Source organism: Streptomyces sp. NPDC059897 (genome assembly GCF_042730865.1).
Taxonomy (GTDB): domain Bacteria; phylum Actinomycetota; class Actinomycetes; order Streptomycetales; family Streptomycetaceae; genus Streptomyces.
The window spans coordinates 148,964-175,916 of sequence record NZ_JBHWKQ010000016.1; the positions used below are offsets into that span (position 1 = coordinate 148,964).

The following is a 26,953-nucleotide window of genomic DNA, read 5'->3' on the forward strand; positions in this document are numbered from 1 at the left end:
GGGCGCATGGCCACCGGACAGGCGGATCCGCGGCGCCGCGAGCGCATCCTCGCGGCGACCCTCGACCACATCGCCGAGGAGGGCGTCGCCGGAGTCTCGCACCGCAAGATCGCGGCGCGTGCCGGGGTGCCGCTCGGCTCGATGACGTACCACTTCGCCGGGATCGACGAGCTGCTGCGCGAGGCCTTCACGGGGTTCGCCGACCACGTCGTGGCGGTCTTCGAGCGCCACCTGGCGGGTGTCGGCAGCCCGGACGAGGCGCGTGAGGCCGTCGTCGAACTGATTCACGTGATCTCCGAAGGCCCCCGGCGCGACCTGGTCCTCACGCAGGAGCTGTACACCCTTGCCGCCCGCCGTCCGGAGTACCGGGAGCTGACGCGGGCATGGATGGCGCGCAGCAGGCAGTTGCTTGAACGGCACTTCGACCCGGCCACGACCCGTCAGCTGGACGCGCTCATCGAGGGGCTCGCCCTGCACCGGGCCCTGGGCGAGGCGGGGCCCTACACCCGGGAACTGACCGGTGAGGCGGTACGGCGCCTCACGGTCATCTGGACCGCCTGTGGGGGCACGGACCTGACACCGTGTCCCCACAGGCACGTACGGCCCCGAGGAGCATCCGCATGACCGCCACCGCACCCCGCGTCGAGGACCATCCGCTGGTGAAGGCCGCCCGGCGGCTCGCCGACGACGTCCTCGCGCCCGCCGCCGAGGCCCACGACCGCACCGGCGTCACCCCGGAGGCGATCGCCGGGGTCAAGGCCTCGGGCGTGCTCGGCGCGAACGCGCCCGTCGAGTACGGCGGTTCGGGAGCCTCGGCCGCCGTGGGACGGGAGATCGCGGAGATCCTGGCGGGCGCCTGCTGCTCGACGTTCTTCGTGCAGGTCCAGCACCAGACACCGGTACGCACCCTCGTCACGGGCAACGCGGAGGCCCGCGAGCGGTGGCTGCGCCCGCTGTCCGAGGGCACCGCGCTCGCCGGGATCGCCTTCTCGCACCTGCGGGCGTTCCCGAAGCTGCCGGTGCGGGCGACACCGCTCGCGGGCGGCGGGGTGCGCTTCGACGGGCGGGTGCCCTGGTACACGGGCTGGGGCCTCAACGACGTGTTCCTGCTCGGCGGCGCGACCGAGGACGGCGAGGTCGTCTTCGCGGTGGCCCGCCCGCACGAGCAGCCGGGCCTCACCCCCACCGACCCGCTCGAACTCGCGGCGCTCACCGGCACCCGCACCGTGGGCCTGCACCTGGACGGGCTCACGGTGGCCGAGGAGGACATCGTCGTACGGCAGCCGTACGAGGAGTGGGCGCGGCAGGACCGGCCCAAGAACACCAACACCAACCCGGCCGTCTTCGGTGTCGCGCGCGCCGCCCTCGACCTCCTCGACGCGTCCGGCGACGCCGAGGCCAAGGAGACGGCGGGCGTCCTTCGCGAGCGCCTCGACGCCGCGCGCCGGAACGCGTACGCGCTGGTGGACGAGGTCCCGGCGGGGGAGCGGCTGCCGGACCGGCTCGCGGTGAAGACACGCGCGTACGACCTGATGCGGGCGGCGACGACGGCCGCGATCGTGGCCGGGGGCGGCCGTGCCTTCGCCCTGTCGGCGCCCGCCCAGCGGCTGGCCCGCGAGGGTCTGTTCCTGGTGGTCCAGGGGCAGACGGCGGACGTGCGCGCGGCGCATCTGGCGGCGCTGCGGGCCTGAGCTCGGCGGGGTTCGCGGCGATCGGCCGCCGTGCCCCATCGACATTTAGTAGGACGTCCAAGTAAATTTGAAGCATGGACGCTGACGCGATCGAGGAAGGCCGCCGACGCTGGCAGGCCCGTTACGACAAGGCCCGCAAGCGGGACGCGGACTTCACCACGCTCTCCGGGGACCCGGTCGACCCCGTCTACGGGCCGCGGCCCGGGGACGCGTACGAGGGCTTCGAGCGGATCGGCTGGCCGGGCGAGTACCCCTTCACGCGCGGCCTGTACCCGACCGGCTACCGGGGCCGCACCTGGACGATCCGCCAGTTCGCCGGGTTCGGCAACGCCGAGCAGACCAACGAGCGCTACAAGATGATCCTCCGCAACGGCGGCGGCGGGCTCTCGGTCGCCTTCGACATGCCTACGTTGATGGGGCGGGACTCCGACGACCCGCGCTCGCTCGGCGAGGTCGGGCACTGCGGTGTCGCGATCGACTCGGCGGCCGACATGGAGGTCCTGTTCAAGGACATCCCGCTGGGCGACGTCACGACGTCGATGACGATCAGCGGCCCCGCGGTCCCGGTCTTCTGCATGTACCTGGTGGCGGCGGAGCGCCAAGGGGTGGACCCGGCCGTCCTGAACGGCACCCTCCAGACGGACATCTTCAAGGAGTACATCGCGCAGAAGGAGTGGCTCTTCCAGCCCGAGCCCCATCTGCGCCTGATCGGCGACCTGATGGAGCACTGCGCGTCGTCCATCCCCGCGTACAAGCCGCTCTCGGTCTCCGGGTACCACATCCGCGAGGCGGGTTCGACGGCCGCGCAGGAGCTGGCGTACACCCTCGCCGACGGCTTCGGCTACGTGGAACTGGGGCTGTCGCGCGGCCTGGACGTGGACGTCTTCGCGCCCGGCCTCTCCTTCTTCTTCGACGCGCACGTGGACTTCTTCGAGGAGATCGCCAAGTTCCGCGCGGCGCGCAGGATCTGGGCCCGCTGGATGCGCGACGTGTACGGGGCGCGCAGCGAGAAGGCGCAGTGGCTGCGCTTCCACACGCAGACCGCCGGGGTCTCGCTGACGGCGCAGCAGCCGTACAACAACGTGGTACGCACGGCGGTCGAGGCGCTGGCCGCGGTCCTCGGCGGCACCAACTCCCTGCACACGAACGCGTTGGACGAGACCCTCGCCCTCCCGAGCGAGCAGGCGGCCGAGATCGCCCTGCGCACGCAGCAGGTGCTGATGGAGGAGACCGGCGTCGGCAACGTCGCGGACCCGCTGGGCGGTTCCTGGTACATCGAGCAGCTCACGGACCGGATCGAGGCCGACGCCGAGAAGATCTTCGAGCAGATCAAGGAGCGGGGCCTGCGGGCGCACCCGGACGGGCAGCACCCGATCGGGCCGATCACGTCCGGGGTCCTGCGCGGGATCGAGGACGGCTGGTTCACGGGCGAGATCGCGGAGTCGGCGTTCCGCTACCAGCAGTCCCTGGAGAAGGGCGAGAAGCGGGTGGTCGGGGTCAACGTGGCGGAAGGTTCCGTCACCGGCGACCTGGAGATCCTGCGGGTCAGCCACGAGGTGGAGCGGGACCAGGTGCGGGTGCTCGCCGACCGGAAGTCGGGGCGGGACGATGCGGCGGTCCGTTCCGCGCTGGACGCGATGCTCGACGCGGCGCGCTCGGGCTCCAACATGATCGCCCCGATGCTCGACGCGGTCCGCGCGGAGGCGACCCTCGGCGAGATCTGCGGGGTGCTTCGGGAGGAGTGGGGGGTGTACACGGAGCCGCCGGGCTTCTGACCGGGTGGGGTGGCGGGGGCCGGTCGTCCTTGTTGCGCGGCACCATGCCGTGGCTGGGGCCGTCGTTTGCGTTGCGCGGCACCGGGGGCCGCCTTGCCCACCCTGCCGCCCCAGGCGGCAGATTGCCCAAGGCGGTGGCGGCCCAGCGCCACGGGCGGGGAGGCGTGGTGGCGGCAGGTTGCCCAAGGTGGGGGCGGCCGACCGTCGTGGGTGGGAGTCGGGCCTGGTGGCGGGTTGGCTGGAGTGGCGCGGCACCCCGTGGGGCCGACGCCCCCGGAGGGGGCGGGTGGGTGGGAGATGGGTGGTGGCACGGGGCCGTAGTGCCGGTGCGGGCGGTTCAAGCCCCTGCGGCGGGTGGGCGAATCAAGCCTCGCCCGGCGATTGAGGGGCGGAGCCCCGAACCCGTAACGCCGGTTCGGCAATGACAGCCCCGCCGGCGTTTGAGGCGCGGGGTCCGGGGCGGAGCCCCGTGGGCGCAACACCGGGGCCGCCCCAGGGGAGTTACAGGTGTCACCAGGTGATCTTGGGGTAGGCGCGGGCACGTCAAGTGCCCGCGAATACCCAGGAGCCACCGTGCCGCTGCCCGCGCTCAACCGCACCACGACGACCGTCGGAGTCGCCGCCCTCGCCCTCCTCGGCGGCATCGCCATCGGCGGCGCCGGCTCGGTGAGCGCGAACCCGCCGACCGAGCCCAAGTTGCAGAACGGCTTCGACTCGCTCGGCGCCGACGTCCGCGCCGCCGACCTGTCCTCCGGTCGCACCGCGCACTACACGGACTCCGGCCCGGCCGACGGCACCCCCGTGCTCTACATCGGCGGCACCGGAACCAGCGCCCGCGCCGTCCACATGACCGACTTCATGCGCACCACCAGACAGAACCTGGACCTCCGCATGATCACGGTCGAGCGCAACGGCTTCGGCGACACCGCGTACGACCCGAAGCTCGGCAAGGCCGACTACGCCGAGGACGCCCTCGAGGTCCTCGACAAGCTCGGCGTCAAGAAGTTCAAGGTGATCGCGATATCCGGCGGCGGCCCGTACGCCGCCGAGATCGCCGCGAAGGCCCCCGGCCGGATCAGCGCCCTGCACCTCGCCGCGGCCCTCCCGCCGTACGGCGAGAAGTCCGCCTCCTGCGCCCTGACGGACGACCAGATGGCAGCCGCCGTCCAGGACCAGATCAAGGACCCGCGCAAGTGGTGGGCCTTCCCCGACGACAGCCCGGTCAAGTCGATCCCCGGCTTCGCCGACACCGCGTACGAGGAGGGGGCGCGGACCTACAACCAGCGCGGCCAGCAGGCCGACCCGGCCCCGCAGGTGCACGAGCAGCGGCTGTACTGCGACCGCCCGGGCCCGGACCTGTCGAAGCTGAAGGCCCCCGTGTTCCTCTACCACGGCGACAAGGACACGACCGTGCCCGCGAGCACGCTCAAGGCCTGGCGCGACAACCTTCCCGCCACGGCGCCCGTGAAGACCCGTACGTACGCCGACACCGGTCACGACGTCCAGTACCGCCACTGGGACCAGATCCTGGTCGACCTGGCGGGCCGCTCCGACCGCACGGTGGTCTGCCACGACGAGCGCACGCGTGCGCTGCCGGCGACCGAGGCGGACGCCCTGGTGTCCAAGAAGCGCGCCACGCTGGGCAGCTGCGCCTGGAACGACTAGCAGCAAGCCCCCCCGTAGACAGCACTAGTCGGTCGCGGCCGCCGCCAGCCCTCCCAACAGGAGCGCCGTGAACCGCCGCACCCACTCCGCGTCGGCCGGCTCCGCGCTCACCAGGGTGCGGTGCACGACCGCCCCCGCCGCCACGTCGTAGATGAGATCCGCCGTGGCCGCGGCGGCGGCCGGGTCGGGCGCCCGCGGCAGTTCGCCGCGGCGCTCGGCCCGCGCCCGCCCCTCAAGGACGAGCCGCTTCTGGCGGTCGACGATCGACGTACGGATCCGGTCCCGCAGCGGCGCGTCGCGGGTGGACTCGGCGACCACGGCCATCAGCGCCGTCTTCGTCTCGGGCCGGTCCAGGATCGCCGCGAACTGCCGCACCACGCCCTCCACATCGGCCGCGAGGGAGCCCCGGTCGGGCAGCTCCAGCTCGTCGAAGAGGACCGCGACCGCGTCCACGACGAGCTCGCTCTTGCCCGGCCAGCGGCGGTACAGCGTCGTCTTCGCGACACCCGCGCGCGTGGCCACGTCCCCGAGCGTCAGCTTCGACCAGCCGAGCTCCACGAGCGCGGCCCGGGTCGCCTCCAGGATCGCCTCGTCCGCCGCCGCGGAACGCGGACGCCCCGTCCGTACGTTGGAGGGGGGAGAGGGGCGAGACGAAGGGGACGAGTCAGACGGCGTGCGGCTCTGCATGGTCGTCGACCATACCGGTGGGTAGGGCCCCTCTGACGGATCAGGCTGGACCCGGGTGGCCGTCATCGATCGGTGCCGGTGAGCGGGGTCTGGTGCGTGCAGCTGCAAGGCGGAGGAGGGCGTCAACGCGAAGGGGGCACCTCCCGCCCGAGCCTGGCGGAGCCTGGTTCGAGGGTGGGGGAGTTGGCAACCGACGACAACGCCGAAGGGGGTCCCCCCTGCTCCTTAAGAGCTTGGGGGAGTGCGTGCCAGGGCCCGCGACTCCAGCAGGATCCGTCAGAGGGGCCCTGAGGAGGAAAGATCGCGTGAGGCAGATCACCGCGTGATCGCCGGGGCCCGGTTCCCGCGTCCCGCCCATGGCAGTTACGCTACGAGGCGTAGCGAAAGCTCGATCTCGTACGAGCACCTCGGATCTGCACCCCGAGGCGGCCCGGACGAGCGGCAACCACTAGGTGCCGGGTGGGGACCCGGCGCCGAAAGCACACCAGGCCGAGTCCGCTCCGTGCCTTCAGATGCGTCTCGCATTCCGGCGGGAGGTGCACGGGGCAGGACCCGGCCCACAACTGTCCGCGGAAGGGGGAGACTGTACGCATGCAGCCACGGAACATGTCCATGAGCGGAGTCGTCGACCTCGCCGCGGTGAAGGCGGCCCAGGAGGCCAAGGCGAAGGCGGAGCAGACGCGCGCCGAGCAGGCCCGGCAGGGCGGCGGCGGTGCCGTACCGCCGTCGAGCCTGGTCATCGACGTACAAGAGGCCGACTTCGAGAGCGCCGTACTGCAGCGCTCCGCCGAGGTGCCCGTCGTCATCGACTTCTGGGCCGAGTGGTGCGAGCCCTGCAAGCAGCTGAGCCCGCTCCTTGAGCGGCTCGCCGCCGAGTACAGCGGCCGCTTCGTGCTCGCCAAGATCGACGTCGACGCCAACCAGATGCTTATGCAGCAGTTCGGGGTCCAGGGGATCCCGGCCGTCTTCGCCGTCGTCGCGGGCCAGGCCCTGCCCCTCTTCCAGGGCGCCGCCCCCGAGTCCCAGATCCGGGGCACGCTCGACCAGTTGATCCAGGTCGCCGAGGAGCGCTTCGGGCTCACCGGCATCGCGGTCGACCCGCAGGCGGAGGGCGAGGCCCCGGTCGTGGAGGAGGCCCCGGCGGGCCCCTACGACGCGCTCCTCGAGGCGGCCGTGCAGGCCCTGGACGCCGGCGACCTCGACGGCGCCGTGCAGGCGTACAAGAACGTCCTGTCCGACGACCCCGGCAACACGGAGGCCAAGCTCGGCCTCGGCCAGGCGCAGCTCCTCCAGCGCGTGCAGGGCCTCGACCCGCAGCGGGTCCGCCAGGACGCCGCCGAGAAGCCCGCCGATGTGCAGGCGCAGATCGCGGCGGCCGACCTGGACCTGGTCGGCGGTCATGTCGAGGACGCCTTCGGCCGGCTCGTCGAGACGGTGGGGCGCACGGCGGGCGAGGAGCGGGATGCGGCGCGTGTGCGACTGCTCGAACTGTTCGAGGTCGTGGGCGGCGACGACCCGCGCGTGACGACGGCGCGTACGGCTCTGGCCCGAGTTCTCTTCTGAGTCGTCAGTGACCAGTTGTTAAACGCTGCGGCTTGTGATGCCGGAGTGAAAGTTCTGTCCCCTGGGGCGCACAGCGGCCGCGTTTTACCAAAACTTGGTAATCGCGGCCGCTGTTACTTGGAGTAAGTCGGACTCGATCTTCTGTCCGGATCCGTCCCGTATTCAACCTGTATAACAACTCGGTTGACTGCACCCTCAGTTGTTGTTCGGTGCCCCTCCGCACGTGTTCGGTTACCCGTCCGTTACCCGTGAGTAACGAACCCCCTTGTGTCTGCGCCGCGAATGCACCACGATCGGGCACGCTCGGTCCTCTCCCCACCGTCCGACAGCCAATCGCGCGGCGGGGTTTTTGGGTCCCCACCGGGTGGTCGACGGCGAACCAACGGGAGCGCCGACGGTCTAGGACAGGGGGGTCTCAGCCGTCCGGCTGGGCCTGTCCGGCAGGTTGCGCGTGATGGCTCAGGTGCGACCAGTGGTTGTCGCTCGGGGGTGATCGCCGGTGATCAAGGTGCGGAACAGACCAAGCACTTCCGATGCGGGCGCTCTCCTTCCCGAGGACGTAGCACTTCTCCCATCCCTGCCCGGCTGAGCCGCCTCAAGGGGCAGTCAGGGCCGGAGATGTACGTCCGAGAAGGAGGAACAGTCATGAAGTCCGTGACTCGTGGCGGAACCAGATGGAAGCGGTTCGCCGTAGTCATGGTGCCGAGCGTCGCGGCGACTGCCGCGATAGGCGTGGCCCTGTCCCAGGGTGCGCTCGCGGCATCGTTCAGTGTGTCGGGTCAGTCGTTCAAGGTGACGGCGGACTCCCTCGACGGCAAGGGCTTTGTCCAGTACGGAGCCGTCGACTCCGGCAAGACGGGTAACCACCCGGTCGCCGTTGTCGGCATGAAGACCGCGACGATCAACAACCTCTGCCAGTCGGTGGTTGTCCCCGTCCCGGTCTTCGGCGATGTGTCGATGAAGCTGTCGGCCGGTGCGGACAAGAGCGCCCCGGTCGAGGCCAAGACCCTCTACATCGACGCCGATGACCTGAAGGCCGACGCGACCTTCAAGAACATCGACATCGGTGTGGCCGCGGGTGACGCCAAGAAGGGCCCCGGTATCCACCAGGGCGACAAGGCGGACCCCAACGCGTTCGCGCAGCAGGCCGACTCGGTGCACTTCGAGAACGTCCAGCAGCGTGCGTGGGCCACGACGGCCGGCACCTTCAAGCTCTCCGGCCTCAAGATGAAGGTCCAGAAGGGCAAGCACGAGTGCTACTAGGCCCACAGGGCCCGTGTACGGGCCGGGGTCTTGGCACTTGATGTGCTGAACGGCCGGGCGCGGGGGCACTCGCAGTGACGTGGGGTCGTCCCCGTGCCCGTTTCCGGACAGCCACCATCACCACAGATCAACGCCTTTCCCGAGGAGCTGTACGACATGAGCGCCGAAGCGCACGCAGGACTGGGCCCCAAGCTTGGTCAGATGCGCCAATCGTTCCGAGGGTGGCGCGGTCAGCGCCCGTTCTGGGGCGGTCTGCTGTCAATCCTCGGCGGCCTCCCGATCATGTACTTCCCGTACGCGAACCTCGCGATCGGCAACATGACGATCAAGATGGCGACCACGGCCGGTGCCGGGTCGCTCATCATCGGTGTCCTGCTGGTCGTGCTCGGCCTGACGATGTGGTTCCAGCCGCATTCCCGCGTGTTCGCGGGTGTCGCGGCGATTCTTCTCGCCCTGGTCTCCCTCGTGGTTTCGAACTTCGGCGGCTTCGTCATCGGTTTCCTGCTCTCCCTCGTCGGTGGTGGCCTCGGCATCGCCTGGGCGCCGGCGGAGCAGCAGGACGACTCGGCCGGGAAGGGCGGTGACCAGGCCACGTCCTCCCCGGACGCGGCGCCGGTCGTGCCGCCGGTTGCGGGAGCCACCTATCAGGTCGCGGGCGTAAACGACGACGTGTCAGGGACGAGCCCGAACAACGGGACGAACGGGAGGCACCGTGCCGGCTGACGAGGTGCAGTACGAGGGCTCTTCGGAGCCCCGTGCGAGAACCGGGCCGCGGCATGCGGCGCGGCGGCATGCGGCACCAAAGAAGCATCTCTTCACCAAGATGCACATGCCGGCGGGCAAGGCGGTGGCTCTCGCGGCCATGCCCACGGCCGTGCTCATGGGACTTGGTCTGACGCCGACGCTCGCGTCGGCCAAGGACAACCCGACGAAGTTCTCGGTCGACGACTACAAGGCGTGCGCCGACGTCGTCGAGTCGAACAAGGACGAGGGGTCCGACGAGGCCAAGGACAAGGCCAAGGAGTCGGCGAAGCCGACCCCGACGCCGTCCGCCTCCGAGGACGCCGAGAGCAAGAAGGAGAAGGCGACCCCGACTCCTTCGCCGTCCGCCTCCGAGTCCAAGGACTCGACGGACTCCGACGACAAGGACGCGGCCACGCCGTCGCCCTCGGCGTCGGAGACCAAGAACCCGCTGGACCCGCTGGGCGTCGGCGACGCCCTGAAGAAGGCGTTCACGCCCGACGACAAGGAGTCCGAGAGCGCGACTCCCTCACCGTCGGCGTCGACGTCCTCCGAGGACTCCGGCGGCCTGCTCGGTGGCACCACCGACAAGGTGGACGACACGGTCAAGGACACGACCGGGTCGGTCGAGGACACCACCGACAAGCTCGGCGACACGGTCAAGGACACCACCGACAAGGTCAAGGACACGACCGACAAGGTGGGGGACGCGGCCAAGGACGCGACCAAGAACGTGGGCAACCCGCAGGGCTCCGGCAATGTGCCGGAGAACTGCCCCGCGGCCACGGACGCGTCGGGCGCCGACGAGGACACCCCGTCCCAGCTTCCGGACAAGTCCTGGAAGCTGGAGGCCAGTTCGCTCCTGCTCAAGGGTGCGGACTACAAGGGCCTGGTGGACGTCCGGATGGCCGACGGGTCCACCAAGCGCGTCATGAAGTACATCATCTCCAAGGGCACGGACATCGGTGATCTGCACCAGATCGCCCCGGGCCCGGACGGGAAGTTCTTCCACATCCGGTCGGACAAGGGCTCCACGTCCACCATCCGCGACGGGCAGACGACGATGTACACGGAGGAGCTCTCGGGCAATCTGTTCGGGCTCGTTCCGCTGACGTTCAACGCCAAGAACCCGCCGCCGCTCAACCTGCCGACCCTGTTCTTCACGAACGTCAAGGTCACGCAGGCCTCGCAGTTCGGCGGGACCCTGCACGTGCCCGGTCTGCACACCACGATCGAGGACAGCTGACCGTAGCCTCAAGGCCCGTTCGGGAGCCGCACACGACAAAGGGCGCCCCCTCCAAGGGGGGCGCCCTTTGTCATGCGCTCATGTGCTCGGGCACGCGGTGACGCGTCAGTCGCGCCCGTCGCCGCCCAGGTGGTGCACCCGGACCATGTTGGTGGTGCCGGGGACGCCGGGGGGCGAACCGGCGGTCATGACGACGGTGTCGCCGTCGTTGAAGCGGTTCAGCTTCACCAGTTCGGCGTCGACCAGGTCGACCATCGCGTCCGTGGACTCCACGTGCGGCACGACGTGCGACTCGACGCCCCAGCTCAGCGAGAGCTGGTTGCGGGTCTCCTCGTCCGTGGTGAACGCCAGGATCGGCTGGGCCGCGCGGTAGCGGGAAAGACGGCGGGCCGTGTCACCGGACTTGGTGAAGGCGACCAGCGCCTTGCCGTCCAGGAAGTCCGCGATCTCGCACGCGGCGCGGGCCACCGAACCACCCTGCGTACGCGGCTTCTTGCCCGGCACGAGCGGCTGCAGGCCCTTGGAGAGCAGCTCCTCCTCGGCCGCCGTGACGATCTTCGACATCGTCTTGACGGTCTCGATCGGGTACGCGCCCACGCTCGACTCGGCGGACAGCATGACCGCGTCGGCACCGTCCAGGATCGCGTTCGCGACGTCGGAGGCCTCGGCGCGCGTCGGGCGCGAGTTGGTGATCATCGACTCCATCATCTGGGTCGCGACGATCACCGGCTTGGCGTTGCGGCGGCACATCTCCACGAGGCGCTTCTGCACCATCGGGACCTTCTCGAGCGGGTACTCGACGGCGAGGTCGCCACGGGCCACCATGACCCAGTCGAAGGCCGCGACGACGCCCTCCATGTTGGCGACGGCCTGCGGCTTCTCGACCTTGGCGCCGACGGGGACGCGACGCCCCTCCTCGTCCATGATCTTGTGGACGTCCTTGACGTCGTTGGCGTCGCGCACGAAGGACAGGGCGACCATGTCGCAGCCCATCTTCAGCGCGAAGCGCAGGTCCTCGATGTCCTTCTCGGACAGGGCCGGGACGTTCACCGCCGCGCCGGGCAGGTTGATGCCCTTGTGGTCGGAGATGACACCGCCCTCGACGACGATCGTCTTCACGCGCGGGCCGTCGACCTCGACGACGCGCAGCTCGACGTTGCCGTCGTTGATCAGGACCTGGTCGCCCTTGGAGACGTCGCCGGGCAGACCCTTGTAGGTCGTGCCGCAGATCGACTTGTCCCCGGGGACGTCCTCGGTGGTGATGGTGAACTCGTCACCGCGCACCAGCTCGACGGGGCCCTCGGCGAAGGTCTCCAGGCGGATCTTCGGGCCCTGGAGGTCGGCGAGCACGCCCACGGCGCGGCCCGTCTTCTCGGCGGCGGCGCGAACACGGTCGTAGCGACCCTGGTGCTCGGCGTGGGTGCCGTGGCTGAAGTTGAATCGGGCCACGTTCATGCCGGCCTCGATCAGCGAGACGAGCTGCTCTTCGGAGTCGACGGCGGGGCCCAGCGTGCAGACGATTTTGGAACGGCGCATGGGGGCGATCCTATCGGTTTGTTTCGCTACGGAATATTCCGTCTGGTGGAATCTACAAATGGGCGGACGGGCGCTCAGTCGTTGCGGTTCTGTACCAGGGCGTAGGTCTGCTGCGCGATCTCCAGCTCCTCGTCGGTCGGCACCACGGCCACGGCCACCCGGGCGTATTCGGGGGAGATGAGCCGGGGTTCGTCGGAACGTACGGAATTGAGCTCGCCGTCGACCGCGAGACCCAGCTCCTCGAGGCCCGCCACCGCAGCCTCGCGCACCGGCGCCGCGTTCTCGCCGACCCCGGCCGTGAACGCGACCGCGTCCACCCGGCCGAGCACCGCGTAGTACGAGCCGATGTACTTCTTCAGGCGGTGCACGTAGATGTCGAAGGCGAGCTTCGCCTCCTGGTCGCCCTCGTCGATACGGCGACGGATCTCCCGCATGTCGTTGTCCCCGCACAGCCCGATCAGCCCGGACTTCTTGTTCAGCAGGTCGTCGATCTCGTCCGCCGACATCTTGGCAACGCGCATCAGATGGAAGATGACGGCCGGGTCGACATCTCCCGAACGCGTACCCATCACGAGCCCCTCAAGCGGCGTGAGGCCCATCGAGGTCTCCACGCACTGCCCGGCGCGCACCGCGGAGGCGGAGGCGCCGTTGCCGAGGTGCAGCACGATGACGTTGACGTCCTCGGGCCGCTTGCCGAGCAGCTCGGCGGTCTTGCGGGAGACGTACGCGTGCGAGGTGCCGTGGAAGCCGTAGCGGCGCACCCGGTGCTCGTCCGCCGTCTTCACGTCGATCGCGTACCGCGCGGCCGACTCCGGCATCGTCGTGTGGAACGCCGTGTCGAAGACGGCGACCTGCGGCAGGTCGGGGCGGAGCGTCTGGGCCGTGCGGATGCCGGTCAGGTTCGCCGGGTTGTGCAGCGGCGCCACGGGGATGAGCCGCTCCACCTCCTTGAGCACCGCGTCGTCGATGACGGTCGGCTCCGTGAACAGCTTGCCGCCGTGCACCACGCGGTGGCCGATCGCGGCCAGCTCGGGGGAGTCAAGGCCGAGCCCGTCCTCGGTCAGCTCCGCGGCGACCGCCTTGAGCGCCTCCTCGTGGTCGGCGATCGGCCGGTTCTGCTCACGGGCCTCGCCGCCCGTGGCGAGCGGCGTGTGCTTCAGGCGGGAGGTCTCCTCACCGATGCGCTCGACGAGGCCCACGGCGAGCCGCGCGTGGTCCTTCATGTCGAGGAGCTGGTACTTCACCGACGAGGAGCCGGAGTTGAGGACGAGGATTCGGGTCGCGGTCACGGGTACTGCTTTCGGTGGGGGGATCAGAGGGGTCAGGCGGCCGGGGTCTGGGCCTGGATCGCCGTGATGACGACCGTGTTCACGATGTCCTGCACGAGCGCGCCGCGCGACAGGTCGTTGACCGGCTTGCGCAGGCCCTGGAGCACCGGGCCGACGGCGATCGCGCCGGCCGAGCGCTGCACGGCCTTGTACGTGTTGTTGCCGGTGTTGAGGTCCGGGAAGATCAGCACGCTGGCCTGGCCCGCGACCTCGGAGTCGGGCAGCTTGGTCGCCGCGACGGACGGCTCGACCGCGGCGTCGTACTGGATCGGCCCCTCGATCTTCAGGTCGGGCCGCGCCGCCTTGACGATCTCGGTGGCCTCGCGGACCTTGTCGACGTCGGCGCCGGAGCCCGAGGTGCCGGTCGAGTACGACAGCATCGCGATCCGCGGGTCCACGCCGAACTGCGCGGCGGTACCGGCGGACTGCGTGGCGATGTCGGCGAGCTGCTGGGCGTTCGGGTCCGGGTTCACGGCGCAGTCGCCGTAGACGAGGACCTTGTCGGCCAGGCACATGAAGAAGACGGACGACACGATCGCGGCGTCCGGCTTCGTCTTGATGATCTCGAAGGCGGGCCGGATCGTCGCCGCCGTGGAGTGCACGGAGCCGGAGACCATGCCGTCGGCGAGCCCCTCCTGGACCATCAGGGTGCCGAAGTAGTTCACGTCGGCGACCACGTCGTGGGCCAGCTCGGGGGTGACGCCCTTGTGGGCGCGCAGCGCCGCGTACGCGTCGGCGAACCGTTCCCGCAGTGCCGAGGTCTGCGGGTCGATGATGTCGCTGTCGGCGAGGTCGACGCCGAGGTCGGCGGCCTTCTTGCGGATCTGCTCGACCGGCCCGAGCAGCGTCAGATCGCAGACGCCGCGGCGCAGCAGCACATCGGCGGCGCGCAGCACCCGCTCCTCGGTGCCCTCGGGCAGCACCACGCGGCGCTTGTCCGAGCGGGCCTGCTCCAGGAGCTTGTGCTCGAACATCATCGGCGTGAGGCGGTCGGAGGACGGCGCCTGGATGGTCTTCAGCAGCCCGGCGGTGTCCACGTGCTTCTCGAAGACGCCGAGCGCGGTCTCCGCCTTGCGCGGCGTCGCGGCGTTCAACTTGCCTTCCATGGCGAAGAGTTCGGCCGCCGTGGGGAAGGAGCCGCCGGCCACCGCGATCACCGGGGTGCCGGGCGCGAGCCGCTCGGACAGCTTCAGGATCGCCTCGCCGGGCCGCTCGTTCAGGGTCAGGATCACGCCCGCGATCGGCGGGGTGCCCGCGCTGTGCGCGGCGAGCGCGCCGACGACCAGGTCCGCGCGGTCCCCGGGGGTCACGACCATGCAGCCCGGGGTCAGGGCGTTGAGGAAGTTCGGCAGCATGGCGCCGCCGAAGACGAAGTCGAGGGCGTCGCGGGCGAGCCCCGAATCGTCGCCGAGCAGCACCTTGCCGCCCAGCGCGTGGGTGATCTGGGCGACGGTCGGCGCGGCGAGCGCGGGCTCGTCGGGCAGCACGTAGCAGGGCACGGGCAGCCGGTTGGCGAGCTTGTCCGCGATCTCCTCGCGGTCGGCAGGCGCCACGCGGTTGACGACCATCGCGAGGACGTCGCAGCCCAGGCCGTCGTAGGCGCGGTAGGCGTTGCGGGCCTCGGCGCGCACCGACTCCTCGGTCTGCTTCTTGCCGCCGACGACCGGGATCACGGAGGCGCCGAACTCGTTCGCGAGCCGGGCGTTGAGCGCCAGCTCGTCCGGGAGCTGGGTGTCGGCGAAGTCCGTGCCGAGCACGAGCACGACGTCGAAGTCGCGGGCCACCTGGTGGAACCGGTCGACCAGGCGCGAGACCAGCTCGTCGGTGCCCTGCTCCGCCTGGATCGCGGAGGCCTCGTGGTAGTCGAGCCCGTACACCGTCGCCGGGTCCTGCGACAGCCGATAGCGGGATCGCAGCAGATCGAAGAGCCGGTCGGGGCCGTCGTGGACGAGCGGCCGGAAGACCCCCACCCGGTCGACCTGCCGGGTCAGGAGCTCCATGACCCCCAGCTCCACGACCTGGCGGCCGTCGCCGCGATCGATCCCGGTCACGTACACGCTGCGCGTCACGCGTGCTCTCCGTTTCCCTCGTGGTTCTACGCGTCCTGGTCCTACGCGTCCCAACCCGGAGTTTCCGGGCCGATTCGGTCTCTTTCGGGTCAAAAAAAGGCGCGCAATGGAAGCCGTGCCCCCTTGACAATACCTCTGGCGGTGGCTAGGTCGCCCGCCGGACAGAAGGCCTTTTTCACCGGGTACAAGTGCCCATCGAACCCCTGCCGAAGCTCCCTGCACGGCCGAGCGCGAGCGCGCCCCCTCCACGGGCGTGGAACAATCGACATCGCTCACCGACGTACCAGTAGCGAGCAGGAGACACAGCACGATGCGTATCGGAGTTCTCACCGCAGGCGGCGACTGCCCTGGCCTGAACGCCGTGATCCGGTCGGTCGTGCACCGCGCCGTCACGCACTACGGCGACGAGGTGCTCGGTTTCGAGGACGGCTACGCGGGGCTCCTCGACGGCCGCTACCGACGGCTCGATCTGAACGAGGTCAGCGGCATCCTCGCCCGCGGCGGCACCATCCTCGGCTCCTCCCGCCTGGAGCGCGACCGGTTCCGCGCGGCCTGCGAGAACGCCAAGCAGCTCGCCGAGGAGATCGGCTTCGACGCCCTCATCCCGATCGGCGGAGAGGGCACGCTGACGGCGGCCCGGATGCTGTCGGACGCGGGCCTGCCGGTCGTCGGCGTACCGAAGACGATCGACAACGACATCTCGTCCACCGACCGCACCTTCGGCTTCGACACCGCCGTCGGCGTCGCCACCGAGGCGATCGACCGGCTCAAGACGACCGCCGAGTCCCACCAGCGCGTCATGGTCGTCGAGGTCATGGGCCGGCACGCCGGCTGGATCGCCCTGGAGTCCGGCATGGCAGGCGGCGCCCACGGCATCTGCCTGCCCGAGCGGCCCTTCGACCCGTCCGACCTGGTCAAGATGGTCGAGGAGCGGTTCTCCCGCGGCAAGAAGTTCGCCGTCATCTGCGTCGCCGAGGGCGCCCACCCGGCCCCCGGGACCATGGACTACGGCACCGGCGAGATCGACCAGTTCGGCCACGAGCGCTTCCAGGGCATCGGCACCGCCCTCGCCTACGAGCTGGAGCGCCGCCTCGGCAAGGAGGCCCGCCCGGTCATCCTCGGCCACGTGCAGCGCGGCGGCACCCCCACCGCGTACGACCGCGTGCTCGCCACCCGCTTCGGCTGGCACGCCGTGGAGGCCGTGCACCGCGGCGAGTTCGGCAAGATGACGGCGCTGTACGGCACCGACATCACGATGGTGCCGCTCGCCGAGGCGGTCACCGAGCTCAAGACGGTCCCGAAGGACCGGATGGACGAGGCGGAGTCGGTCTTCTAGGGCCGCACGGCAGCCCTTACGGATGGCGGATCCTGGACCAGAACTCGTCCAGGATCCGCTCCAGGAACTGCCGCCCCGCGTCCCCGGAGCCGGGCGACGTGCCACCGCCCCAGCTCAGCGTGGCGGCCATCAGCGCCTGGTACTCCAGGTGCATCTCGTGCAGTACGTCCTCCAGCTCGCGGCGCTGCACCGGCACCAGCCGGGCGATCGGCCGCACGGACCCCTGCCAGCGGGTGCGCGCCGCGTCCCGCAGCAGCTCCGCGAGGTGCGCGTCGCGTCCGGTCACCGTCGAGAGCGCGCGCGGGCTCAGCCGCAGCGTGTCGGCGAGCGCCGTCGACTGCCGGTCGTTGCCCTGCCAGTCGCCGGTCTCCTCCATCCGCAGATACGAGTGGATCTCCAGGCCCACCGAGCGGGCCACGTCCTCGGGCGCGAGCCCCAGCGCGAGCCGGTGCTCGCGCAAGGTCCGCGGCACACCGATGAGTTCGCTCATGGAGCACCACAGTGCCCCCGCGAGCGCCGTGAGTTCCCCGGCGGAGGGCGCCGCGTCGCCCCGCTCCCACGCGACGATCACGTCCGGCGTGATGTGCGCGAGCCCGTACGAGGCACGCATGCCGTACGCGACGTGCCCCGGCGCCATCCCGAGCGCTTCGCGCAGGCGCCGGGCGGCGGGGGCGTTGAACGGTGGTGTCGGCTGGTTGGGCATGGCCTCGTGCTGCACGGGCACAAAGTAGGGGGTCGCGGGGCGTTTGGCTACGGTCTGTGCGCCCCACGTGACAAGTTGGTATCTGTTGACGGAACTTGTCGCCCGCCCGTCTCATGCACAAGAACGAGAGCGCTCAGCCCTTCACCGCGCCGCCCAGCGCGAAACCGCCGCCGAACCGCCGCGACACCAGGACGTACAGCAGCACCACGGGCGTCGAGTAGATGATCGAGAACGCGGCGAGCTGCCCGTACACGACGGTGCCCCGGTTGCCGAAGAAGTCGTTGATGCTGACCGAGGCCGGCATCTGGTCGGGGGAGAGCAGCAGCATGAACGGGACGAAGAAGTTCCCCCACATCATCGCGAACGAGTACACGGTGACGACGGCGACGCCAGGACCCATCAGCGGCAGCACGATCCGCACGAGCCCCTGGAAGGTGTTCGCGCCGTCCGTCCACGCGGCCTCCTCCAGCTCCTTCGGCACACCGTCCATGAAGTTCTTCATCAGCCACACCGCGAACGGCAGCTGGGACGCCGCGAAGAAGTAGATGGTCCCCGACATCGTGTCGATCAGGTTCACCTGCACGAACAGCGCGTACACCGGGACCATCACCGCCGTGATCGGCAGACAGGTCGCGAACAGCGTCGTCGCCAGGAACGGGTTGTTCAGGCGCGAGCGGTAACGGGAGAGCGGATACGCGGCGAGCGCCGCGCAGCCGACCGTGAGCGCCGTCGCGCCGCCGCACAGGATCAGCGAGTTGAGCAGCGGCGTGAAGGTGACATCGGGTTCGAGGACGTCGTCGAAATTGCCGAACGTGAACTCCGACGGCCACTTCACCCGCAGATTCGCGCCCGCGTCGACCGAGGAGAGCACGACCCAGGCGAGCGGCAGCGAGAAGGCGAGCGCGACGATCAGCAGCGCCGCGTCCGCCGAGAGTCGTCTACGGATCCGGGTCTTCACTCAGTCCTCCGCGCGCAGCAGCCGCATGTACACCAGCGAGAACAGGGAGCCGACGACGAGCAGCAGCAGCGCCACCGCGGTGCCGTAGCCGATCATGCTCTTCTGGAAGGCCTGCTCGTACATGAACAGGGGCAGGGTCTGGCTGCGATTGCCGGGCCCGCCCCTCGTCATCACCCAGATCAGTCCGAAGACCGACAGGGTCTGCAGGGTGTTCAGCATCAGGTTCGTGCCGATGGAGCGGCGGATCATCGGCAGCGTGATGTGCCACAGCCGCTGCCAGGCATTGGCCCCGTCGACCTCGGCGGACTCGGTGACCTCCGTCGGGATCTCGGAGAGCGCCGCCGAGTACACGAGCATCGAGAAGGCGGTGCCGCGCCACACGTTCGCGAACGACACGGCGAGGATCGGCAGCGTGAACAGCCAGTTCTGGCCCGGCAGTTGGAGCCAGTCGAGGATCGCGTTGAGGGTGCCCTCCTTGCGGAAGAACGCGTACAGCAGAAACCCGGCGACGACCTCCGGCAGCACCCACGCCGCCACCACGACCGCCCCGGTGACCGTCCTGACCGGCTTCGACGCGCGCCGCATCAGCGCCGCGAGCGCGAGCCCCAGCGTGTTCTGGCCGACGATCGACGACAGGAACGTGAAGACCAGCGTCAGCCAGACGGCGTTCAGGAACGCGTCGTCCTTGAACGCCGCCGTGAAGTTGTCGAAGCCGACGAAGGAAGACTCCGCCTGCCCGGTCAGCTGCAGGTCGGTGAAGGCGATATAGGCGCAGTACGCGATCGGCCCCGCGAGGAAGAGGGCCATGAGGACGGTCGCCGGGGCGACCGGCACGAGCCGGAGGGCGGTTCTGCGACGGGTACGGGCACGGGCGCTTGGACTGGTACTGGCACTGGCACTGGCACTGGTGCTGGTCACTGTGGCGCTCGCTGTTCCCTCAACTCTCTTGCCGTCACGGCTTCTTGACGACCTTCCCGTCCGCCGCCGTCTTCACCTGCTCGTCGTACGTCGACGCCGCCTTTTCGACCGAGGCGTCGCCCGTCGTCACCGACTCCATCGCCTCCTGGATCGCCGTGGAGACCTTCGGGTACGCGGGGTAGGCCGGCCGGTAGTGGGTGCTCGCCACCAGATCCGTGAAGAACTTGATGCCGGGCTGCGCCTTCACGTACGCGGGGTCCTCGGCCACGTCCTTGCGGACCGCGATGCCGGAGTTGGCGATGTACCAGCGCTTCGCGTTCTCCTTGGTCTGCATCGTCTTGACGAAGTCGAAGGCGAGGTCGGGGTTGGCCGCCTTGGACGGGATCGCCCAGGTCCAGCCGCCCGACATCGAGACCTTGCCGGGCGCCTGGCCTTCCTGCGTCGGCATGTGCGCGAGGCCGAGCTTCTGCGACCACTCGGGCCACTCGTGGCCGCTGCCCTTGATCCAGTCCTGCGGCAGCCAGGAGCCGTCGAGGTTGATGCCGAGCTTGCCCTCGGGCAGCAGCTCGCCGCGCACCTGGGTGGGGAAGTTGGGGTCGAGGGCGTCGGAGACGTCGGGGCCGAGCTTCTCCTTGAAGACCGTCTCGACGAAGTTCAGGCTGTCCTTGAACGCCTTCGTGCCGGTGACCCACTTGCCCGAGCCCTTGTCGTAGAGCGGGTCGGCCGTCCCCGCCCCGGTCCCGTACAGGAGCATCTGGAAGCCCTGCATCGTCGAGGCCTCACCGGCCGGCTTTCCCGTGTAGACGTTCAGCGGGGTGACGCCGGGGACCTTCTGCTTGATGGCGCGGGCGGCCTCCAGGACCTCGTCCCAGTTCTTCGGCTGCCACGGCACCGCGATCCCGGCCTTCTTCAGGATCGCCTTGTCGTACCAGAGGCCGCGGGTGTCGGTGCCGTCCGGGACGCCGTACGTCTTCCCGTCCCTGGCCTTCGCCGCGGTCTTCGCCGTGTCGATGAACTGGTCCCAGTCCTTCCACTTGTCCAGATAGGGGTCGAGGGGCTTCAGATAGCCGCTGGCGATGTCGGAGTTGATGAGGAAGGTGTCCTCGTAGACGAGGTCCGGGGCCGTCCTGGGGGAGCGGAGCATCTGCTGGAGCTTCGTGTAGTACTCGGCGTCCGGCGCCTTGATCGGGACGAACTCCACCTTCTTGCCGGGGTTCGCCTTCTCGAACTTCTTCTTCATCGCGGCCAGGTAGTCGTCCATGACCTTGACCTTGTTGTCCGTGGACTGCTTGAAGGAGACCTTGATGGTGTCCGAGTCGCTTCCGGAGCCGCCGCCGCAGGCGGTGAGCGTCGCGGTGGCGAGCAGGGCGGTGGCGGTGAGGATCGGGGCGGTGGGACGCACGGGCACGACCTCCTACGAAGCAGCGCGGGCATCGTTGTCACGCGGGGCTGCACGTGAACGTAAGCGCGGCACCGGGCAGGGTCAATGGGTTGTGCAAGTTAGGTAAGGCTAAGCTAAGTTAATCTTCGGGTGGCGCCGCAACGCCCCCATCCGTGAAGGAGATTGACGCAGCATGCCTCGAATCACTCCCAAGCTCCGCCGTTCCGCCGCCGTCGCCGTGGCCCTCGTCGCGGGCGCCACGCTCACCCCTGCGGGCTCCGCGAGCGCCTCCACCGCCTCCGCCCCGGCCACCGCGCCGGTCACCAAAGGCCTCTACCAGTCGGCGTACTCGGAGCGGAACCACGCCCTGTGGACGACGTCGGCCGTGGGCCGTCCCCCGGTGACCACGTCCGCGCTCACCAAGCTCGACCCGAGGACGCTGAAGGTCGAGGCGACGTACACCCCGCCGGTCACCGACGCGGCCACCGGCGCCGTCGAGGCGGTCTACGGCATCGCGGTCGACGACGAGCACAACACCGTGTGGGTCACCAACACCCGTAACAACTCGGTCGCCGTCTACAGCCAGCGCGACGGCGCCCACCTCGCCACGCTCCCGAACGTCGCCCACGCCCGCGAGGTCGTCGTCGACGAGAAGCACGACACGGTGTGGGCGAGCGGCTTCGGCGACGGCAGCGTCGTCGGCTTCGACAGCCGCACGTACGCCGAGAAGAAGCGCGTCACCGTCGAGGGCGCGGGCCCGACCGGCCTCGCCGTCGACGAGCGCACCGGCACGGTCTACGCCGCCGACCTCACCAACGACCAACTCATCGAGGTCACCCGGAAGTCCACGAAGCCGCGCCTCGTCCCGACCGGCGACGGCCCCATCTCCGTGGCCCTCTCCAAGAACGGCCGCACCGCCTACACCGCCGACAACACCGCCGGGACCGTCTCCGTCGTCGACCTGAACAAGGGCCTGGTCACCAAGTCGGTGCCGACCGGCGCGGGCACCCTGTCCGTGGCGGGCGACGACCGCTCCGGCAAGGTCGTCGCGGTCAACCGCACCGACGCGACCGCCACCGTCGTCGACCCGCGCAAGGGCTCCGTGGTCAAAACGGTGAGCACGGGCGCCAACCCGAACCACGTGGAGATCACGCGCGGTACGGCGTACGTGGTCGACAAGTCGGGCACGGGCCCGGCGGGCGAGGACACGCTGACGCGGTTCACCGTACGGAAATAGCGAATACGCCTACTACTTCCAGGTGTAGACGAGCTCCGGCCGGCCCACCTGCCCGTACTGCGGGCTGCGCACGGCACGGCCGGAGTCGACCAGATGCTCCAGATAGCGGCGGGCCGTGATCCGCGAGATCCCCACCGTCTCCGCGGCGGCCGCCGCCGTCATGCCCTCGGGCGCCTCGCGCAGCGTGTGCGTGACGCGTTCGAGGGTGGGCGCGCTCAGGCCCTTGGGCAGCGCGGCGGGCGCCGGCGAGCGCAGCGTCGCGATGGCCCGGTCGACCTCGTCCTGCCCGGACGCCTCGCCGGTCGTCGCGCGGTACTCGGCGTAGCGCACGAGCCGGTCCCGCAGCGTGGCGAACGTGAACGGCTTCAGCACGTACTGCACGACCCCGAGCGACACGCCCTCCCGGACCACCGCGAGGTCGCGCGCGGACGTGACCGCTACGACGTCCGCCTGATGCCCGGCCGCGCGCAGCGAACGGGCGAGCGAGAGCCCGTGGCCGTCCGGCAGGTGCAGGTCGAGCAGCAGCAGGTCCACGGGGTTGCGGTCCAGGAACCGCCTGGCCTGCGCCGCCGAGTGCACCTTGCCCACGGCCACGAACCCGGGAACGCGCCCGACGTACATCGCGTGCGCATCCGCCGCGACGGGGTCGTCTTCGACGACGAGGACCCGGATGGCGTTGCGCTCGACGTCACTCACGGGTCCCTCTTCCAACGTTTCCGACACCTTCCGCACTTCCCGCGCAGCGGGCGGGCGCCTCTTCCACGGTGCGCGTGCTTCCTGCGTCGCCGGTGTCTGCATTCTCTGTGGTGCGTGTACTGCTCTCGTCGCCGGTGACGGCACTTTCTGCGGTGCACGTGCTGCTCTCGTCGCCGGTGACGGCATTTTCTGCGGTGCGCGTGCTTCCTGCGGTGCAGGTGTCCGCATATTCAGCCCCGCCGGCGATTGAGGCGCGGGGTCCGGGGCAGAGCTCCGCGGCCGTGACGCCGTCCGGCGCCGAGGACTCGGGGCTCCGCTGCCCAATCGCCGCAGAGGCTGAACGGTCAAGCGGAACCCGCACCGTGAACTCCGCACCCCCCTCCACCGCCCGCCCCAGCTCCAGCACACCACCACACCGCGTCAACGCCTGCCGCACCAACGCCAACCCGAGCCCCCGCCCACCCGCACCCCCGGAGGGCTTCGGCTTGGTCGACCACCCCCGCTCGAAGACGGAGTCGACATGCGCCGGATCGACCCCCGGCCCCGTATCGGCCACCCGCAACAACAACACGTCCTCCTCGGCGCGCGCGGTCACCGTGACCCGCGCCCCGGGCGACCCCTGCGCCGCGTCAACCGCGTTGTCGACGAGATTGCCCAGCACCGTGACCAGGTCCCGCGCGGGCAGCGCCTGCGGCAGCAGCCCGTCGTCGATCCGGGTGTCGTCCGACACCACCAGCTCCACCCCGTGCTCATTGGCCTGCGCCGCCTTGCCGAGGAGCAGCGCCGCCAGCACCGGCTCGTTCACCGCGCCGACGACCTGATCGGTCAGTGCCTGCGCCAGCTCCAGCTCCGCCGTCGCGAACTCCACCGCCTCGTCCGCCCGGCCCAGCTCGATCAGCGAGACGACGGTGTGCAGCCGGTTCGCCGCCTCGTGCGCCTGCGACCTGAGCGCCCGCGTGAACCCCCGCTCGGAGTCCAACTCGCCCATCACAGCCTGCAGTTCGGTGTGGTCCCTGAGCGTGACGACCGTGCCGCGCCGGTCCCCGCTCGCCACCGGCGACGTATTGACGACCACGACCCGGTCGACCGTCAGATGCACCTCGTCGACCCGCGGCTCGGCGGCCAGCAACGCCCCCGTGAGCGGCGCCGGCAGCCCCAGCTCGGCCACGGACCGCCCCACCACGTCGTCGCCGACACCGAGAAGGGCCCGCGCCCCGTCGTTCATCAACGCGACCCGCCGCTGCCCGTCCAGCATCACGAGCCCCTCGCGCACGGCGTGCAGCGCGGCCTGGTGATAGGCGTGCATCCGGCTCAGCTCCGTGGCGTTCATCCCGTGGGTGTGCCGACGCAGCCGGGCGTTTATGACGTACGTACCGATGCCGCCCAGCACCAGCGCGGCGAGCGCCACCCCCGCCACGGCGAGGACCTGCCCCTGCGCCTGAGCGGTGATGACATCGATCGTGATGCCGGCGCTGACGAGCCCGACGACCCGGTGCCGCCCCTCGTCGTACACGGGCGTGACCACCCGCACCGAGGCCCCGAGCGTCCCCGTGTACGTCTCCGAGAACGTGTGCCCCTTCAAGGCGGGCCCGATGTGCCCGAGGTAGCGCTCCCCGATCTGCCGCTCGTCGGGATGCGTCCAGCGGATCCCGTCCGGATCCATGATCGTCACGAAGTCGACGCCGGTGTGCCGCTGCACCTCGCGCGCGTACGGCTGCAGGGCCCCGGTCGGATCCACGGCACCCGAGGCCGCCTCGCGCACGGACCGCGCGTCGGCCACGGCCCGCGCGGTCGCCGTGGCCTGCCGCCGCGCACTGTCCTCCGCCTGCCCCCGGTCACTGACGTACGTGAAGAGCGCGCACCCCGCCACCACGACGGCCACCAGCACGACCTGCATCGCGAAGAGCTGGCCCGCCAGGCTGCGGGGACGGGGGAGACGCATGCGCAACAGTCTGCCTCTCGTATAAGCGCGAACTAAATGAACGGAAGGGTGACGGTCCTCACCGGGGGGAGAGATAGTCGCCAAGATTCGCAGGACGTGAGCCGCACGGACTGGGACTGACACGCCGACGCCGTCGTTCAGGAGGAACCGTGGCCGGGACAGAGACCGCGAAACCAGCAGCACCAGCGAAGCGGGACCGCACTCACTATCTCTACATCGCCGTCATCGTGGCCGTGCTGCTCGGTATCGCAGTCGGCTTCGTCGCGCCCGACTTCGCCAAGGAGCTCAAGCCCATCGGCACGGGCTTCGTGAACCTGATCAAGATGATGATCTCGCCCATCATCTTCTGCACGATCGTCCTGGGCGTCGGCTCCGTCCGGAAGGCCGCGAAGATCGGCAAGGTCGGCGGCCTCGCCCTCGGCTACTTCATGGTGATGTCGGTCGTGGCCCTCGCCATCGGCCTGATCGTCGGCAACCTGCTGCACCCCGGCGACGGCATGCACCTCACCGAGGCCGTGAAGGGCGCCGGTCACACGGCGGCCGAGGAGGCCAACGAAGGCCCCGTCGACTTCATCCTCGGCATCATCCCGACCACCATGGTCTCCGCCTTCACCGGCGACTCGGTCCTCCAGACCCTGCTGATCGCGCTGCTCGTCGGCTTCGCTCTCCAGGCCATGGGCCGCTCCGGCGAGCCGGTCCTGCGGGGCATCGAGCACATCCAGAAGCTCGTCTTCCGGGTCCTCGGCATGATCATGTGGGCCGCCCCGGTCGGCGCGTTCGGCGCGATGGCCGCGGTCATCGGCGAAACCGGCCTCGACGCCCTCAAGGCCCTGCTCACGATCATGGTCGGCTTCTACGTCACCTGCGCCCTGTTCGTCGGCATCGTGCTGGCCGTGATCATGCGCCTGGCGACGGGCTTCAACATCTTCATGCTGCTGAAGTACCTGGGCCGCGAATTCCTGCTGATCCTCTCGACCTCGTCGTCGGAGTCGGCGCTGCCGCGCCTGATCGCGAAGATGGAGCACCTGGGAGTGAGCCGCCCGGTCGTCGGCATCACGGTCCCGACCGGCTACTCGTTCAACCTCGACGGCACCATGATCTACCTGACCATGGCGTCCATCTTCATCTCCGACGCCCTGGACCAGACGATGTCCATCGGCGAGCAGATCGGTCTGCTCCTCTTCATGATGATCGCGTCGAAGGGCGCGGCGGGCGTCTCCGGCTCCGGCATCGCGGTCCTCGCCTCGGGCCTCCAGTCCCACAAGCCGGGCCTGGTCGACGGCGTCGGCCTGATCATCGGCATCGACCGCTTCATGAGCGAGGCCCGCGCCCTCACCAACTTCGCGGGCAACGCGGTGGCCACGCTGCTCATCGGTACGTGGACCGGAGAGGTCGACCGGGACCGCGTGAAGCGGGTCCTCGCCGGCGAGCTCCCCTTCGACGAGCGCACGCTCCTGGACTCCGACCACTCCGCCGACTCCGACTCGGACGTCCCGACGCCGCGCGACGGCGGCACGAAGGAGCCGGTCGGAGCCTGATCCCTCAGCGCTTCCGCGAGGCGGGGCCCGGTGCGATACGTCGCGCCGGGCCCCGCTTTTGTGCCGCGCGGGCAGGTGGCGTAGAGTCCTTCGAGTTGCCCACAGGGCGGCACCCCCAACCACACGCACGATCTCCCAGCCGGGATTCTATTCGGCATGCCCGAATTCAATTCCGAACCCCCGATTCGCTCGGGAGCCGGGAATCCGCTAATGTTTGGGACGTCGGAACGGCCCAACAGCCGGGAAGACAAGCCCCCCTGACTGGGAATCAGGCCCGAGAGGATCTGATAGAGTCGGACTCGCCGGAAAGCCGAAAGGTCGGAAAGCGAAGCGGGACCGAGGAAAACGGATCGGAAAACGATCTGATAGAGTCGGAAACGCAAAACAGCAAGAAAAGCAAGACCGAAGGGAAGCGCCCGGAGGAAAGCCCCAGAGAGTGTTCTGCGGGTGAGTACAAAGGAAGCGTCCGTTCCTTGAGAACTCAACAGCGTGCCAAAAATCAACGCCAAAATTTGTTGATACCCCGTCTCCAGCAATCAGCTGGGACGAGGTTCCTTTGAAAAGTCCTGCCGGTCATCGACTGGTAGGCGCACAGCGAGGACGCTGTGAACGGTCGGATTATTCCTCCGACTGTTCCGCTCTCGTGGTGTCACCCCGATTACGGGGAAACATTCACGGAG

General features: G+C 69.8%; 21 protein-coding genes. 11 read left to right on the top strand and 10 right to left on the bottom strand.

Features of this window, described 5'->3' with window-relative positions; genetic code table 11:
- Positions 1–6: 6 nt before the first annotated feature.
- The 4 genes from ACFV9W_RS20005 (at position 7) to ACFV9W_RS20020 (ending at position 5,131) form a co-directional block, all read left to right on the top strand.
- Positions 7–624: a TetR/AcrR family transcriptional regulator gene (locus ACFV9W_RS20005; RefSeq protein WP_385762618.1), complete on the top strand. Its 618-nt coding sequence runs from the start codon at positions 7–9 to the stop codon at positions 622–624.
- Positions 621–1,691 carry an acyl-CoA dehydrogenase family protein gene (locus tag ACFV9W_RS20010; RefSeq protein WP_385762620.1) on the top strand — a complete coding sequence of 357 codons (1,071 nt, stop codon included), beginning with the start codon at positions 621–623 and terminating at the stop codon, positions 1,689–1,691. Before ACFV9W_RS20005 ends, ACFV9W_RS20010 begins: the two co-directional genes overlap by 4 nt.
- Before the next feature lie 74 nt (positions 1,692–1,765).
- Positions 1,766–3,466, top strand: coding sequence for a methylmalonyl-CoA mutase (locus tag ACFV9W_RS20015; protein ID WP_385762622.1), 1,701 nt, complete (start codon positions 1,766–1,768; stop codon positions 3,464–3,466).
- A gap of 573 nt (positions 3,467–4,039) precedes the next feature.
- Positions 4,040–5,131 carry an alpha/beta fold hydrolase gene (locus ACFV9W_RS20020; protein WP_385762624.1) on the top strand — a complete coding sequence of 364 codons (1,092 nt, stop codon included), beginning with the start codon at positions 4,040–4,042 and terminating at the stop codon, positions 5,129–5,131.
- A 24-nt stretch (positions 5,132–5,155) separates the two neighbouring features.
- Here the strand turns inward: ACFV9W_RS20020 and ACFV9W_RS20025 are convergent, their stop codons facing one another.
- The gene (locus ACFV9W_RS20025; RefSeq protein WP_385762627.1) at positions 5,156–5,818 is read right to left on the bottom strand and encodes a TetR/AcrR family transcriptional regulator; all 663 of its coding nucleotides are present in this window, start codon (positions 5,816–5,818) and stop codon (positions 5,156–5,158) included.
- Positions 5,819–6,409: 591 nt separating this feature from the next.
- Between ACFV9W_RS20025 and ACFV9W_RS20030 the strand changes: the two genes are divergently transcribed.
- The 4 genes from ACFV9W_RS20030 (at position 6,410) to ACFV9W_RS20045 (ending at position 10,631) form a co-directional block, all read left to right on the top strand.
- Entirely contained in the window at positions 6,410–7,381 is a 972-nt protein-coding gene (locus ACFV9W_RS20030) for a tetratricopeptide repeat protein (RefSeq protein ID WP_385762629.1), read from the top strand.
- Positions 7,382–8,026: 645 nt separating this feature from the next.
- Complete coding sequence (locus tag ACFV9W_RS20035) at positions 8,027–8,644, top strand: DUF6230 family protein (protein WP_385762631.1); 618 nt, start codon at positions 8,027–8,029, stop codon at positions 8,642–8,644.
- A gap of 156 nt (positions 8,645–8,800) precedes the next feature.
- Entirely contained in the window at positions 8,801–9,367 is a 567-nt protein-coding gene (locus ACFV9W_RS20040) for a DUF6114 domain-containing protein (protein WP_385762633.1), read from the top strand.
- 106 nt (positions 9,368–9,473) lie between these two features.
- Positions 9,474–10,631 (top strand): hypothetical protein, encoded by a 1,158-nt coding sequence (locus ACFV9W_RS20045; protein ID WP_385762635.1) that lies wholly within the window; start codon positions 9,474–9,476, stop codon positions 10,629–10,631.
- A gap of 105 nt (positions 10,632–10,736) precedes the next feature.
- Here the strand turns inward: ACFV9W_RS20045 and pyk are convergent, their stop codons facing one another.
- From pyk to pta, 3 genes are all read right to left on the bottom strand, one after another.
- Complete coding sequence (pyk, locus tag ACFV9W_RS20050; protein WP_385762637.1) at positions 10,737–12,167, bottom strand: pyruvate kinase; 1,431 nt, start codon at positions 12,165–12,167, stop codon at positions 10,737–10,739.
- 74 nt (positions 12,168–12,241) lie between these two features.
- Positions 12,242–13,456: an acetate kinase gene (locus ACFV9W_RS20055; RefSeq protein WP_385762639.1), complete on the bottom strand. Its 1,215-nt coding sequence runs from the start codon at positions 13,454–13,456 to the stop codon at positions 12,242–12,244.
- 32 nt (positions 13,457–13,488) lie between these two features.
- Positions 13,489–15,564, bottom strand: coding sequence for a phosphate acetyltransferase (gene pta, locus ACFV9W_RS20060; protein WP_385762641.1), 2,076 nt, complete (start codon positions 15,562–15,564; stop codon positions 13,489–13,491).
- Positions 15,565–15,874: 310 nt separating this feature from the next.
- Between pta and ACFV9W_RS20065 the strand changes: the two genes are divergently transcribed.
- The gene (locus ACFV9W_RS20065; RefSeq protein WP_385762643.1) at positions 15,875–16,900 is read left to right on the top strand and encodes an ATP-dependent 6-phosphofructokinase; all 1,026 of its coding nucleotides are present in this window, start codon (positions 15,875–15,877) and stop codon (positions 16,898–16,900) included.
- Between the two features lie 16 nt (positions 16,901–16,916).
- On the opposite strand, the gene ACFV9W_RS20070 is transcribed toward ACFV9W_RS20065, so the two are convergent.
- The 4 genes from ACFV9W_RS20070 to ACFV9W_RS20085 form a co-directional block, all read right to left on the bottom strand.
- A complete protein-coding gene (locus tag ACFV9W_RS20070) occupies positions 16,917–17,603 on the bottom strand; it encodes a helix-turn-helix domain-containing protein (protein WP_385762671.1) in 687 nt (228 codons plus the stop codon).
- 133 nt (positions 17,604–17,736) lie between these two features.
- Positions 17,737–18,561 (bottom strand): carbohydrate ABC transporter permease, encoded by an 825-nt coding sequence (locus ACFV9W_RS20075; RefSeq protein WP_385762645.1) that lies wholly within the window; start codon positions 18,559–18,561, stop codon positions 17,737–17,739.
- Positions 18,562–19,368, bottom strand: coding sequence for a carbohydrate ABC transporter permease (locus ACFV9W_RS20080; RefSeq protein ID WP_385762673.1), 807 nt, complete (start codon positions 19,366–19,368; stop codon positions 18,562–18,564). It abuts the gene before it with no gap.
- 145 nt (positions 19,369–19,513) lie between these two features.
- Positions 19,514–20,881: an ABC transporter substrate-binding protein gene (locus ACFV9W_RS20085; protein ID WP_385762647.1), complete on the bottom strand. Its 1,368-nt coding sequence runs from the start codon at positions 20,879–20,881 to the stop codon at positions 19,514–19,516.
- A 172-nt stretch (positions 20,882–21,053) separates the two neighbouring features.
- On the opposite strand from ACFV9W_RS20085, the gene ACFV9W_RS20090 reads away from it, so the two are divergent.
- Positions 21,054–22,097, top strand: a complete 1,044-nt coding sequence (locus ACFV9W_RS20090; protein WP_385762649.1) for a YncE family protein — start codon at positions 21,054–21,056, stop codon at positions 22,095–22,097.
- Between the two features lie 12 nt (positions 22,098–22,109).
- Here the strand turns inward: ACFV9W_RS20090 and ACFV9W_RS20095 are convergent, their stop codons facing one another.
- Complete coding sequence (locus tag ACFV9W_RS20095; RefSeq protein ID WP_385762651.1) at positions 22,110–22,793, bottom strand: response regulator; 684 nt, start codon at positions 22,791–22,793, stop codon at positions 22,110–22,112.
- Entirely contained in the window at positions 22,786–24,735 is a 1,950-nt protein-coding gene (locus ACFV9W_RS20100; protein WP_385762653.1) for an ATP-binding protein, read from the bottom strand. Before ACFV9W_RS20100 ends, ACFV9W_RS20095 begins: the two co-directional genes overlap by 8 nt.
- 149 nt (positions 24,736–24,884) lie before the next feature.
- On the opposite strand from ACFV9W_RS20100, the gene ACFV9W_RS20105 reads away from it, so the two are divergent.
- On the top strand, positions 24,885–26,273 hold the full coding sequence (locus ACFV9W_RS20105) for a cation:dicarboxylate symporter family transporter (RefSeq protein ID WP_385762655.1): 1,389 nt from the start codon (positions 24,885–24,887) through the stop codon (positions 26,271–26,273).
- Positions 26,274–26,953 lie beyond the last annotated feature (680 nt).